At 34.8% G+C, this 13038-nt stretch carries 10 protein-coding genes; 6 read left to right on the top strand and 4 right to left on the bottom strand.

All coding sequences use genetic code 11. The features are described from left to right. Window positions 1–88: 88 nt before the first annotated feature. Complete coding sequence (locus UH7x_RS06150) at window positions 89–598, bottom strand: CvpA family protein (RefSeq protein WP_482362841.1); 510 nt, start codon at window positions 596–598, stop codon at window positions 89–91. An 85-nt stretch (window positions 599–683) separates the two neighbouring features. On the opposite strand from UH7x_RS06150, the gene UH7x_RS06145 reads away from it, so the two are divergent. The 6 genes from UH7x_RS06145 (at window position 684) to UH7x_RS06120 (ending at window position 8961) form a co-directional block, all read left to right on the top strand. Then, on the top strand, window positions 684–1040 hold the full coding sequence (locus UH7x_RS06145; RefSeq protein WP_482363585.1) for a hypothetical protein: 357 nt from the start codon (window positions 684–686) through the stop codon (window positions 1038–1040). 9 nt (window positions 1041–1049) lie between these two features. Next, window positions 1050–1358, top strand: a complete 309-nt coding sequence (locus UH7x_RS06140) for an antibiotic biosynthesis monooxygenase family protein (protein ID WP_482362840.1) — start codon at window positions 1050–1052, stop codon at window positions 1356–1358. Continuing rightward, window positions 1342–3720: a penicillin-binding protein 1C gene (gene pbpC / locus UH7x_RS06135; RefSeq protein ID WP_482362839.1), complete on the top strand. Its 2379-nt coding sequence runs from the start codon at window positions 1342–1344 to the stop codon at window positions 3718–3720. The genes UH7x_RS06140 and pbpC overlap by 17 nt, the downstream gene beginning before the upstream one ends. A gap of 66 nt (window positions 3721–3786) precedes the next feature. Beyond that, window positions 3787–5274 (top strand): glycerol kinase GlpK, encoded by a 1488-nt coding sequence (gene glpK / locus UH7x_RS06130; RefSeq protein WP_482362838.1) that lies wholly within the window; start codon window positions 3787–3789, stop codon window positions 5272–5274. 49 nt (window positions 5275–5323) lie between these two features. Continuing rightward, complete coding sequence (locus tag UH7x_RS06125; protein ID WP_482362837.1) at window positions 5324–6991, top strand: glycerol-3-phosphate dehydrogenase/oxidase; 1668 nt, start codon at window positions 5324–5326, stop codon at window positions 6989–6991. A 125-nt stretch (window positions 6992–7116) separates the two neighbouring features. Next, window positions 7117–8961 (top strand): hypothetical protein, encoded by a 1845-nt coding sequence (locus tag UH7x_RS06120; RefSeq protein ID WP_482362836.1) that lies wholly within the window; start codon window positions 7117–7119, stop codon window positions 8959–8961. A 150-nt stretch (window positions 8962–9111) separates the two neighbouring features. Here UH7x_RS06120 and UH7x_RS06115 read toward each other — a convergent pair whose 3' ends face one another. From UH7x_RS06115 to mddA, 3 genes are all read right to left on the bottom strand, one after another. Further along, complete coding sequence (locus UH7x_RS06115; protein ID WP_482362835.1) at window positions 9112–9675, bottom strand: hypothetical protein; 564 nt, start codon at window positions 9673–9675, stop codon at window positions 9112–9114. A gap of 73 nt (window positions 9676–9748) precedes the next feature. Continuing rightward, window positions 9749–12178, bottom strand: a complete 2430-nt coding sequence (locus UH7x_RS06110) for a TonB-dependent receptor (RefSeq protein ID WP_482362834.1) — start codon at window positions 12176–12178, stop codon at window positions 9749–9751. Between the two features lie 20 nt (window positions 12179–12198). Then, entirely contained in the window at window positions 12199–12936 is a 738-nt protein-coding gene (gene mddA / locus UH7x_RS06105) for a methanethiol S-methyltransferase (protein WP_482362833.1), read from the bottom strand. Between the last annotated feature and the right edge of the window lie 102 nt (window positions 12937–13038).

The raw sequence follows: 13038 nt of genomic DNA, 5'->3' as shown, positions 1-13038 counted from the left end.
TTTATAACAAAATGTGTAATTATTTCACAACTTTAGACAGCTGCGAGAATTGCAAATTATTAAAAGTGCTTTTTGCTAGTAGAGAATTTTATACTTCTGATGATTCGGATACTTCTTCCTTTTTTAAAACCTTAGAAAATATAAAAACACCAATTTCTTTAATTGGCTCGTATAATACAGATTGTTGTACATTTTCATTTTTAACTAAACCTAAAGAACTATTTGCGCGTTCGATAAAAACTAAAATTGCACCTAGAATAACTGCTACTTTAAGTGCTCCAAAAAGTGCGCCTGCAATTTTATTAAGAAGGCCGAGCATAGCAAAATTAGCAACCTTGGTTAATAGTTTTGCAAGTATATTTACCGCAATTACTATTAGTATAAATGTTATTACAAATGAAGCATTACTTATATAACGCTCATCCCAGTTCATATTTTCAGATAGATAATCGCCAACGTAATACGAAAAATGAATAGCTCCGTAAATTCCAGCAATCAATGCGATTATTGAAGCAAGCTCTACTAAAAGACCATTTTTAAGCCCTTTGTATAGGCCATAAACCAATAGTATTCCTAAAATAATATCTAAAAAATTCATACAACAAATATAGCTTTTTGATTTGTACCTTTGAATTCGCTTTGCACGCATGCAAAGACAAATTTCATTTGAATATTTAGTTTTAATGTCTAGAGACGTACAATTAAAAGAACGCTGGGAAGTATTGGTAGAAAAGCTATCCATACAATTTGCTGATGGAGATGTTTTAGAATTGGATGCCATTATTTATTTAGTGGGAATACAAGAATTAGGTCAATACCATAAAAAGTATAAAAAAGATGATAAGCTTGATCTTATGCATATTTCTATTTGTCGCTTGTTAGAGCCCTATGGATATTATGAATTTGATTACTTTGATGAAGAAGGATGGCCGCACTACATAGTTAAAGAAGAATTGCCAACATTAAAAGCAGGTGAACAATCGGTATTAATGAAAGAAGCTATTGTAAATTACTTTATAGAGAAGAAATACATTAACTAAGAAAAAATTTTGGAAACGAAAAAACCATATTACGCAGTAATATTCACCTCTACATTAACAGATAATGTTGAGGGTTATTCTGAAATGGCGCAGCGAATGGATGAATTAGCCAAAAAAGAACCGGGGTACATTGATTTTGAAACTGCTAGGGATGAAATCGGAATCTCAATTAGTTATTGGGAAAGTTTAGCCGCTATTGCAAATTGGAAAGCTAATACAGAACACTTGTTGGCTCAAGAAAAGGGCATCAAAGATTTTTATTCTTATTATAAGGTTCGCATTTGTCTAGTGGAACGTGAATATGAATTTAAACGGTAATCTTCAGAATTCTTTTGGGTTTAGTATTATTTCAAGATTAAAAAAGCATCCCAAAAAACTAGTGCTTTTAGCAATTATAATGATTGCATATTATTTCTGTCTTCCAAAAGAATTATTTGTCTCTCCGACTGCAACGGTAATAGAAAGTAATAATGGGCAACTTTTAGGGGCTCAAATTGCGGAAGATGGACAATGGCGTTTTCCTTTGGTAGATAGTATTCCAAGTAAGTTTAAGACGTGTTTATTACAGTTTGAAGATGCCCATTTTTATCAACATCCGGGGTTTAATCCTGTTTCAATGGTAAAAGCAATTGGAGAAAATATTTCTGCCGGTAAAACAGTGCGTGGCGGAAGTACTATTACCCAACAAGTAATTCGACTTTCTAGAAAAGGTAAAAAGCGATCGTATTTCGAAAAATTTGTAGAACTTATTTTGGCGACGCGATTGGAATTTCGCCATTCTAAAGATGATATTCTAAAATTATATGCAAGTCATGCCCCTTTTGGTGGTAATGTGGTGGGATTAGAAGTAGCTGCATGGCGCTATTACGGCTTACAACCACGACAATTATCTTGGGCAGAATCTGCAACCTTAGCTGTGTTACCTAATGCCCCTAGTTTGATTTATCCGGGTAAAAATCAAGAGCGACTTTTGCACAAAAGAAACCGTTTGCTCAAAAAGCTTTTTGCTACAGCGATAATTGATAGCACTACTTATGAACTTGCACTTCTTGAAACATTACCACAAAAACCTTTTACGTTGCCTAAATTGGCTAATCATTTGGTGCAATACACTGCAAAACGAAATAAAGGGAAAAGAGTTCGCACTACTGTAGATGTTATGCTACAAGAGAATGTAAATGCTATTGTTAAAAAACACTACCAGCAATTATCGCAAAATCAGGTTCATAATATTGCAGCATTAGTCTTAGATGTAAAGACTAGAAAAGTACTGTCTTATGTTGGAAATGCACCAACTATAAAAGAACATCAAAAAGATGTTGATATGGTTCAAGCGAATCGTAGTACTGGTAGTACTATAAAACCGCTATTGTATGCTGCCATGTTGGATGCTGGTGAATTGCTGCCAGATATGTTGATCGCCGATGTGCCTACGCAAATAGCGGGGTATACTCCTGAAAATTTTAACGAAGATTACAGTGGAGCAGTAAAGGCCAAAACTGCGTTAGCGCGGTCTTTAAATATACCGGCGGTTCGGTTATTGCAACAATATGGACTCGATAAATTTAGAGATCAACTAAACTTTTTTAAGCTTCACGGACTTAATAAGCAGGCTGATCATTATGGACTTACATTAATTTTAGGTGGAGCTGAAACTAGCCTTTGGGATTTGTGTAAGACTTATGCTTCAATGGCATCAACTATCAATCATTTCAATATTACTTCTAGTGAATATTTTGAAAATGAATTTGTAGAACCAGTGTTTAAAAAAGACCAGGTGGTTGATTATGGAAATAAATCGATTGAAAAAACTATTTTCGATGCCGGTAGCATTTATCTCACATTTGAGGCTATGAAAGAAGTTAACCGCCCAGAAGGTAATGAATCATGGAAGTTTTATGATTCATCTAAAGAAATCGCTTGGAAAACAGGCACTAGTTTTGGTAATAAAGATGCTTGGTCTATTGGAGTGACAAAAGACTACGTGGTTGGTATTTGGGTAGGTAATGCTGATGGTGAAGGGCGACCAAATATGACCGGTGTTACAAGTGCTGCTCCTATTTTGTTTGATGTTTTTGATGTGCTACCCGATTCAGAATGGTTTCAAAAACCTTTAGACGAATTTTCAGAAATTACTATTTGCGAAGAGAGCGGATTTTTGGCATCTGAAATTTGCCCAAAGAAAATTATCGAGATTCCAAATAAAGAAAATTTTGCACAAGTCTGTAAATATCATCGTTCTGTTCAATTAGATGTTGACCGCAAGTTTAGAGTGAATTCGTCCTGTGTAGATTTATCAAATTCCGTCACAGAATCTTGGTTTGTTCTTCCACCATTAATGGAGTTTTACTACCGTAAAAATCATCCAACCTATAGAATACTTCCGCCTTTAAGAGATAATTGTCAGCCAACGGATGTTTCACCATTAGAATTTATTTATCCTAAGAATGGAAGCAAGATTACATTACCAAAGAACTTTGATGGTAGTATTAATGAACTAGCGGTTAAATTGGCACATCCGAAACCAGAAACAGTAGTATACTGGTATTTAGATGAGCGGTTTATTGGGGAAACAGTACAATTTCATGAAAAGGGTGTTGTAGCTCCAACAGGTAATCGTAAAATAACTGTTGTTGATGCTTTAGGAAATGAGGCTGTGGTACATTTTATTATTGAGTGATATTACACTTTTGAATCCGCACTTTAACCGTTATATTTGGTAGGATACCTCTAAAACAATTCAACCATGGCCGAAAAGTATATTGTTTCGCTTGATCAAGGCACGACAAGTAGTCGCGCATTACTTATAAATTCTGAAGGAAATATTGTTGCAATGGAGCAGCAAGAATTCCCGCAAATATTTCCAAAACCGGGTTGGGTAGAACATAATCCAAAAGAAATATTGGGTTCACAGATAGCTGTTTTAAAGCAATTATTACATAATCAGAATGTAGATCCAACATCAATAAAAGGTATTGGAATAACAAATCAGCGTGAAACTACATTGGTGTGGAATAAGAATACTGGTGAGCCTGTTTACAATGCAATTGTATGGCAAGATAAACGGACTGCAAATATTTGTGAAGATTTAAAAGAACGTGGTTTATCAGATTATGTAAATAAAACCACAGGTTTAGTAATTGATTCGTATTTCTCTGCTACCAAAGTAAAATGGATTTTAGATAATGTGTCTGGCGCAAAAGAACAAGCTGAAAACGGTGATTTAATAATGGGTACTGTAGATACTTGGCTCGTTTGGAATATGACCAAACGTGCGAATCACGTAACCGATTATACGAATGCCTCTCGTACCATGCTCTATGATATATCTGAATTAGAATGGGATACAAAGCTTTTAATGGAATTAGAAATTCCTGAAAGTATGTTACCCTCGGTTAGTCCTTCTTCACATCATTTTGGTGATTATGAATATGAAGGTGTAAAAATTCCTATTGCTGGTATTGCTGGTGATCAACAAGCTGCTTTATTTGGTCAAGCTTGTTTTGAGAAAGGCACAGCTAAAAACACCTATGGTACTGGCTGTTTTATGTTAATGAATACTGGGCAAAAACCACAATTCTCTGAAAATGGTTTATTAACTACTATAGCTTACGGTCTAGATGGTAAAGTTTTTTATGCGCTAGAAGGTAGTATTTTTATCGCTGGAGCAGCAATTCAATGGCTTAGAGATGGATTAAAATTGATAAAGAATGCTAAAGAAACAGAAGCATTAGCAGAATCTGTACCTGGTGAAAGCTCGGTATACGTTGTACCGGCATTTGCTGGTCTTGGCGCGCCATATTGGGATATGTATGCTCGTGGAGCTGTTTTTGGACTAACACGAGATACTGGTAAAGCGCATTTGGCAAAGGCTACGTTAGAATCGTTGGCATATCAAACCAAAGATATATTGAATGCCATGCAAGAAGATTCGGGTGTTGAATTGGCTAATTTAAGAGTAGACGGTGGCGCTTGTGCTAATAATTACTTAATGCAGTTTCAATCAAATATTTTGGGCTGTGAGGTTCACCGACCGAAAGTAATTGAATCGACAGCTATGGGAGCTGCTTTTTTAGCAGGAATAGAAGTTGGAATGTGGAAACAAAGCGATATCAATCAAAAAAGAGCCTTAGATAAAATTTTTGAACCTACTTTTGAAGAAGAAAAACGTGACAGATTGTATGGAAAATGGCAAAAAGCCGTCAAACGTACGAAAGGATGGGAATTAGACTAATTCAATTCAGCTTTTGTAATTCTTAGCTTAATAAAATAAGATGCATATCATGAAAAACATACCCTTTTCAAACCTAAATAGAACTGCAACTATAAAAAAAGTAGCAAATGAAGAATTCGACCTTGTTGTTATTGGTGGTGGTATTACTGGTGGTGGTATTGCCTTAGATGCTGCTTCTCGAGGACTGAAAGTTGCCCTAGTTGAAAAAGGTGATTTTGCCTCTGGCACAAGTAGTAAATCGACAAAATTGATTCATGGTGGGCTTCGTTACCTTAAGCAATTCGATTTTTGGTTGGTTAAAGAGGTAGGTTCCGAACGTGCAATTGTACATAAACTAGCTCCACATTTAGTGATACCTGAAAAGATGTTACTACCACTAATTGAAAATGGGTCTTACGGTAAGTGGTTGGCTTCTATTGGATTAAAAGTTTATGATATTCTAGCACAGGTTACTGGTGATGATAAGCGGAAAATGTTAGAAAAAAAGGAAGCAATGAAATTAGAACCCTTACTTCCGAAAAAAATATTAAAAGGGGCTGGGTATTATGCTGAATATAGAACCGATGATGCTCGTTTAACTATTGAAAATATAAAAACTAGTCTGCAGTTTGGGGCGGTGCCATTAAATTATGCTGAGGTTACCGATTTTGTTTATGTTGACGAAAGAGTAGCCGGAGTAAAAATTAAAGATGGTATTACTGGTGAAGATTATGAAATAAAATCGAAATATGTAATAAGTGCTGCTGGCCCATGGGTTGATGAGTTGCGTAGCAAAAACAATTCTAAAAAAGGAAAGCAGTTGCATTTAACCAAAGGTGTGCATTTGGTTTTTCCGTATGAGAAACTTCCCGTAAAACATTCTGTTTATTTTGATGTGCCCGACGGACGAATGATGTTTGCAATTCCGCGCGGTAAAATAACTTATGTGGGTACTACAGATACCAATTTTAATAAGGATAAAGATAATGTAGATATCGACTTAGCAGATGCTATTTATTTGTTGTCTGCTGTAAATCATATGTTCCCAAAAATAAACTTAGAGATGGAAGATATTATTTCTTCTTGGGCGGGACTGCGACCTTTAATTCATGAAGAGGGAAAATCTGCTTCTGAGCTTTCTAGAAAAGATGAAATTTTCACTTCTAATACAGGCTTAATTAGTATTGCAGGTGGTAAGTTAACAGGTTATCGCAAAATGGCAGAACGAGTTGTAAACCGTATTTCCAAAAAGATAGAAGAGGACGGTGGTGCAGAACTAAAAGAATGTGCAACAGATAAAATTCCACTATGTGGAAATGTAGATTTTAAAAAGGCCAAACATGTTAAGAAATATATCGACGAGATTTATAGTCGTTTAAAACCAGATGGATTTACAAAACATGATGCTTGGTTTTTAGTTACCAATTATGGGAAACAAACAGAAACCATTTTTGATACTTTTGCTACTTTAAAAGAAAAAGACATCTACGAACGAATGGCGAAAGCAGAGTTGCGTTTCGGAATCGATTTTGAAATGATACAAACTCCAATGGATTTCTTTATCCGTAGAACAGGTCGATTGTATTTTGATATTGATAGTGTTCGAACTCTTATGGAACCTATACTTTCTGAGTTTAAATCTATTTTTGAGTTAGAGGATAAACAAATTTCGGAATGGCGAGAAGAACTTTTGGCTCAAATTGATACGCATTCTAATTTTACCTTAGATCGGGTATAAGATTAATGCTTAATAAAGGTAAATTTCTAGTTGTTTTAAGCAATATAGGAGAGAACTCCGATTGTATTACATTGTATATTTAAAGGTTGCTATAAACTATTTTTTTCTAACCTTTATTTTTATAAATGATTTCTTCCAACGATTTTTTTAGTAGATTGATTGCAGTAGTTTTAATAGTATTCATTTTTAGTTCTTCGCAAGTAAGTGCGCAAATGGACGAAAATTTTCGCTTTGCTAAAGAAAATCAAGATGATTTAAGACTGAGCGTTTACATCACAGCACATTCCGTAGAGCGATTGCTTTCAACTTCTGAGGGCAGAAGGGAAGCTATTTCATTAATGATGGCAAATGGAATTACCAAAGTTTATATTGAGGTTTACCGAGGAGGCTTGGTCGTCTCTCCAAGTTTGTTGACCGAGGTTACAAAATATTTTAATCAAAATGGTTTTGAAGTAGTTGGCGGAATTGCCACTGTGCCTGGGGGTGATATTGGGGTAAAGGCAGAGGGAGGTCTTGGTTGGTTTAATTGGCAGAATCCAAAGACACAACAAGATATGAAGAAAGTGATGTTAGACGCAGCACCCATTTTTGATACATTTATAGTTGATGACTTTTTGTGTACTGGTGATGTCAGCCTAGAATCAAAGGCTGCAAAGGGAGATCGCAGTTGGTCTGAATACAGAAGACAATTGCTGACTAAATTAGCAACATCTATTTTTATAGAACCAGCGAAGTCTGTTAATCCTGATATTCATATGATTATTAAATACCCACAGTGGTACGATCGTTTTCATATGTTTGGGTATGATGTTGATAGTGGGCCAAAATTGTTTGATGAAGTATGGGTTGGCACCGAAACCCGTGGCCAATACACACAACGTTTTGGATTTGTACAACCCTACGAGGGATTTGTAAATTATAGCTGGATTAAATCTATTGCGGGAAAAAAAATTGGGGGAGCTTGGTTTGATCATGGTGATTGCGATGCTTTAGATTTTGTAGAGCAGGCCTACCAATCTGTGCTTGCAGGTGCAAATGAATTAGTTATTTTCAATTATACAAGTTTTGTAAATGGGCATCCTGGTCATCATTTGCTGCGGATGGATTTTGAAAAATTAATAAGACTTGCCAAAGCTGTAAAGACTTCTCCAATTCATGGAATTGCTGGGTATAAACCTTCAAGTAGTGATGCTGGAGGTGATTTATATATTATGGATTTTATTGGCATGTTTGGGATACCATTGTTACCTACAGCCTACTATCCCGAAAACTCAGAAACTATTTTTTTACCAACACAGGCTGCTTCGGACCCTGAAATTGTAAGTAAGGTGATTGCATCGTATAAAAAGGGAAAAAGAATTATTATGACTGCTGGTTTTTTGGCAAATGTAGATGACAAAGGGAAACTTGCCAAATTGGCGGGTATCGTGAAACCTGAAGTCGAAGTAATTCGTGCTGAGAAAATAATTTTAGAAGGAAGTGAAACTAATTTGGAAAGGTCATTGGATTTGGAGGCAGCAGTGGAAATTAAAAATGCAAGAGTGATGTTAGAAGCTAAATCGGGCAATAGCATCATTCCTTTTTTGACGCAAAACAAAGACGGAAACCTATTTATGTTAAATTCTCATACGTTTTCCGAGGCAGATTTCAAGGCTGTTGGAGAAGTTTTGCTTAGCCCACGTCCACTAGGTTTGCTGGATTTGCCAACTTCTTGGGCTAATGTTATTCGTGATGTTTTCAATAAACAATTACCATTTAAATTTAATGGTCCAACCAGAATCACCATCCAACCGATGGAAAATGGAGGCATAATATTGCACAATTATAATAAGACAGAAGAAGCGATTCAATTAAATGGGTTTGAAAACAATGGATTTTTAGATGCCTTTACCAATCAAAAGGTGGATATCGAACTAGGTGCGCTAAAAATGAAACCTAGATCAAGAATTTGGCTTAATAATAGTAATTGAATTGTGAACCCATAAATGGTAGACTGGGCCTCTACCCGAGGTAGTGTCTTTTATCTTTCTAACTTTTTGATTATATCGTATTTAGCTGAATCTAGGAATAATTTGATCCTAAGTTTATATTTTCTTTTTCACTTCAAGACTAATTTATACTTATTTAAAGGAATCATACTTTTTAGGAAGCTGATAATTATCCGATTCAGATTGACGCAAAATAGATTGTATCTTCCATTTACCATTTGTATATACTAGTTGAATACTGTTCACTCCTCGATTGGTTATTGAGTCCGAATTCGTATGATAAATATGATAACTGATTCGATGCGCGGTATTTCCAAAATATGTAGTTTCGGAACCAATTTCTCTTTCATTAAAAGAAAAAATATGTCTAGCATTAAAAGCATTTTTGAAACCTTCAACGTTTTCCGATATGGGTGATACTATTATTGAGTCTTGCATAATATCTTGAAATATTGCTGTGGATTCATAATAGCCTTCAAAATTTGAAAAATCTGGTTTACCACCTTTACTAAGAAACCATACTTTATACGCACCTATAATTGCCTTGTCGATATCAATCTCGGTTTGTGAAATTAATGTTTCTATTTTGGTATTATTTTTTTTGTCTTTTGTTTCGCAACTTTGACATAGCCCTGCTAGGCATAAAAAGATAATAGTTAAGTTAGACAATGAGAAATAATTAGATTTTGTATTCATAATGTAATTTAGTTTTATTTGAATGCTAAGTTGTTTACTTCACAAATTGTAAAGCAAAACCTGTGTTTTATTATTACATCCGATTTCGTTCTTCTTGAGAACCGATTTTACGCTGTCTTTTTTCTTTCAATTTTCGATTTCCAAAAGGAAAAGAATACGTTGTCTGAAAAACTCTTTCTGAGAAATTATTATCGCCAAAGGTTTTTATACCTAATTCTGGCTGATGGTATTCCCAATCTATAATACCGCTGGTAGCTGTTATATCTTGTACGCTAAATGTGAGTGTACTTTCATTTCTAAATTTTTTGCTTATCCCAAAATTTATAAAGTGTCGCATGAAATGAACCTGGTCTCCCGATATAAACGGACTCATATACCGCCCATCAATATTAGCCGTCCATGATTTCCCTAATTCAAAAACATTGGTAAGCTGAGCAGTAATTGTGAAAAGGTCTTTCTCAAATGGTAGGGGACGATTAGAAGCATCTTTCACTTTTTTGTAGGCACCATCTAAATTCCAGTTCATTTTCCATAGTCTACTTATTTTAATTGGAAAACTCATACTTAGTAAAAGCCCATCCATGCTATCGAAATTGATGGGGATACTAGTTTGTAAATTCTGTTCTTTATTTACAGTGTTGTAAAAAGATATTGCACCTTTTGTTCGATTAACCTCAAATGCAACTAGAAAAGAACCTTGGTTGAATGCCAATCTTGCAGCGTTTGTAAATGAAGGTCTAATGCGCGTATTCGATGTTACAAATAAACTTGGGTCAATAAATAAATAGTACCCAGCTAAATTCCAGAAAGCAGGGCGTTCGATACGCCGATTCAAAGAAAGCGTTAAGGTCTTTATAGAATCAATTGCATAACTTGTTCTAACAACTGGGAATAAATTGGTGTATGAGATACTGAAGTCATTATCTCCAGAGGTGTCATCAAGTTCATAGTTATACTGCTCTAAACGAACTCCTAAATTACTTTCCCATTTGTCATTCCATTTTTTTTGAACAGAACCATGTGCGGCTAAAATAGTCTCGTTAATGTCATCATTCATCGCAAAAGAATCATCTTCAATCCAAACTCCAGCGTCTTTATTCTGAATATTAGAGCTTGTATTCGTACTGTTGAAGGTACCTTTAAGCCCTGTTTGTATGGTGGTTCCCTTTTCATTTTTCCATTCAAAGTCCCCTTTTACGGTGTAAATTTCAAATGCTGTATCACGATTAGAATTCGTTGCATCAATATTATCTTGAGCTTCCAAATATGAAAGGGTCGAAGAATTTACCACATCTAACGAAACTCTATCTACATCTAGATTTAAAGAACTTGCAGGAGTCAACTGCCAAAAATAATTGAGATTGGCAAAGGTGTTTGTATTCGGATTATTGCTGTTGAGCAGATAATTTAAATCAGTGCTTACAGTATTGTTAATCGTACCTTTTGATTTACTGGTGTAATCATATCCAGAAGAATTACTTTTCGTGTAACCAAAAATTGCACCAACGATTTTGTTTTCATCTATTTCAAAATCTGCACCGATAGTAAAACCAACAGAATTGTTATTAGGATTAGTAAATTTTAATTTGTTTTCGTAATAATACTGGTCACCCAGATATTCATATTCTCGATAATGATTTATTTGCCACAATGGCGATTTACTCTGAGAACCCGTAAGTGTGCCGTATAAATTCAATTTTTTATTTCTATAGTTTAAATCAATACTACCATTCCCTTTTTCCCTTTGCCCTATGCCAAGCGTTAGGGTTGTATTACCATTTAAACCAAATAAATTATTCTCTTTCATTACGATATGAATAATACCGGCAGCGTTGTTAGCATCGTATTTTGCAGAGGGCTGATGAATAAGTTCAATGCGATCAATGTTTTCAGCTTGCATGCCTTTTAATTGTTGAATTAAAGCTCCAGTAGGTACGCGAGAAATTCTATCATTAACCATGATTAAAACTTCACCTTTATTATTCAAACTTATGCTGTTCGAGTTTTCCTGTACAATTACTCCTGGTGCTTTTTGAAGTACTTGTAGCGCGCTGTTGCCACTGAAAGTTGGTAAGGAGCCTACATTCAAAATTAATCGATCACTTTTTTGTTCAAAAAGCAATTTTCGACCTACTACAGCTACACCGTCCAATTCTTGATTTTGGACTAGTAATCGGGTAATGCCTATCGAAAGTTCTTGTGAATTTTGAATTTGTACCTTTTTGAAATAAGGCTTAAAACCAAGTAACGAAATGTTAAGAATATAATTTCCTACCGAAATATTTTCGATTAAATAATCGCCTTGTTCATTACTCGTAACTCCTTTAACTAAAACGGAATCTTGTTGTTGTAGTAGAAGAATATTAGCAAAGGCAATGGGCTCTTCATTTTTATCATTAACTGTTCCTGAAATTGATGTGTTTTGGGCGTTTAAAACTTGCCCTATTCCAACAAAAAATAGGATGAACAAAAACCTACATACATATGAATGTTTTATTTTCATTGATTTTGGTTTTAACCCTTCTAACCTTTTTTTAATTTTGTAAACGGAACAATCATAGGCACCTTTTTTTGATAGTCTTCGTATTGCTTACCGATTATCTTTTTCAAATCCTTTTCTTCTAAAAATTTAACGGCAATCAAGATATATGCTGTGGTTACTACGGCAAAGAGTAATCGGCCATAGGTCATAGTAGGGGCTGCCCAAAATGCTATTATAAAACCTAACATTAACGGATGTCGTACTAATTTATAAAACCAATTGACTTGAAATTTTGGAGTTGTTATAGTTTCGTTTTTAAAGTTTTGATAAATCTGTGTAAGTCCAAAAAGTTCGAAATGATTGATCATAAAAGTGGAGAGGAATACAATTGTCCAACCCAAAAAGAACACTACTAGAATAATAATTGAAGTAACATTTTCGGTCTCCCAAACAATAGTTATCATTGGCTGCCATTTCCAATAAATGAGTAATAGTGCTAAACTGGACAGTAAGATATAAGTACTGCGTTCCATAGCTGGATTAATAATCTTAGTAAACCATTTTTTAAAGGCAGGCCGTGCCATAATACTATGTTGAATTGCAAAGAGACTTAATAATCCAAGGTTAATAAGTAGCGCAGGTATCAGAGAAATTTCTTCTCCAGAATCTATAGATTTTGGTACGAAAAGGTTTCCGACAAAGCCGATAGCATAAAGAAAGGCTACTAAAAAAATGAGGTAAGCGATGATTCCGTAAATTACAATGAGTATTTTTTTCATGATTTTTGTTTTATGGTTATTTAAAGATTGTTAGCCGCGGATTATAGAAATGCAAGCTATAGTGGGGAATCATCGACCAATCATTTAGGATGAAATTAATGA

The organism is Aurantibacter sp. UH7, assembly GCF_056839165.1.
Note: the sequence above shows the minus strand (reverse complement) of the source record. Positions and strands in the feature narration are given on the sequence as shown.

Bases quoted from the DNA above. Each gene is read 5' to 3' on its own strand.
- pbpC (WP_482362839.1), top strand. From the start codon at position 1,342: ATGAATTTAAACGGTAATCTTCAGAATTCTTTTGGGTTTAGTATTATT.
- UH7x_RS06120 (WP_482362836.1), top strand. From the start codon at position 7,117: ATGATTTCTTCCAACGATTTTTTTAGTAGATTGATTGCAGTAGTTTTA.
- mddA (WP_482362833.1), bottom strand. From the start codon at position 12,936: ATGAAAAAAATACTCATTGTAATTTACGGAATCATCGCTTACCTCATT.
- UH7x_RS06125 (WP_482362837.1), top strand. From the start codon at position 5,324: ATGAAAAACATACCCTTTTCAAACCTAAATAGAACTGCAACTATAAAA.
- UH7x_RS06110 (WP_482362834.1), bottom strand. From the start codon at position 12,178: ATGAAAATAAAACATTCATATGTATGTAGGTTTTTGTTCATCCTATTT.
- glpK (WP_482362838.1), top strand. From the start codon at position 3,787: ATGGCCGAAAAGTATATTGTTTCGCTTGATCAAGGCACGACAAGTAGT.
- UH7x_RS06145 (WP_482363585.1), top strand. From the start codon at position 684: ATGTCTAGAGACGTACAATTAAAAGAACGCTGGGAAGTATTGGTAGAA.
- UH7x_RS06115 (WP_482362835.1), bottom strand. From the start codon at position 9,675: ATGAATACAAAATCTAATTATTTCTCATTGTCTAACTTAACTATTATC.
- UH7x_RS06150 (WP_482362841.1), bottom strand. From the start codon at position 598: ATGAATTTTTTAGATATTATTTTAGGAATACTATTGGTTTATGGCCTA.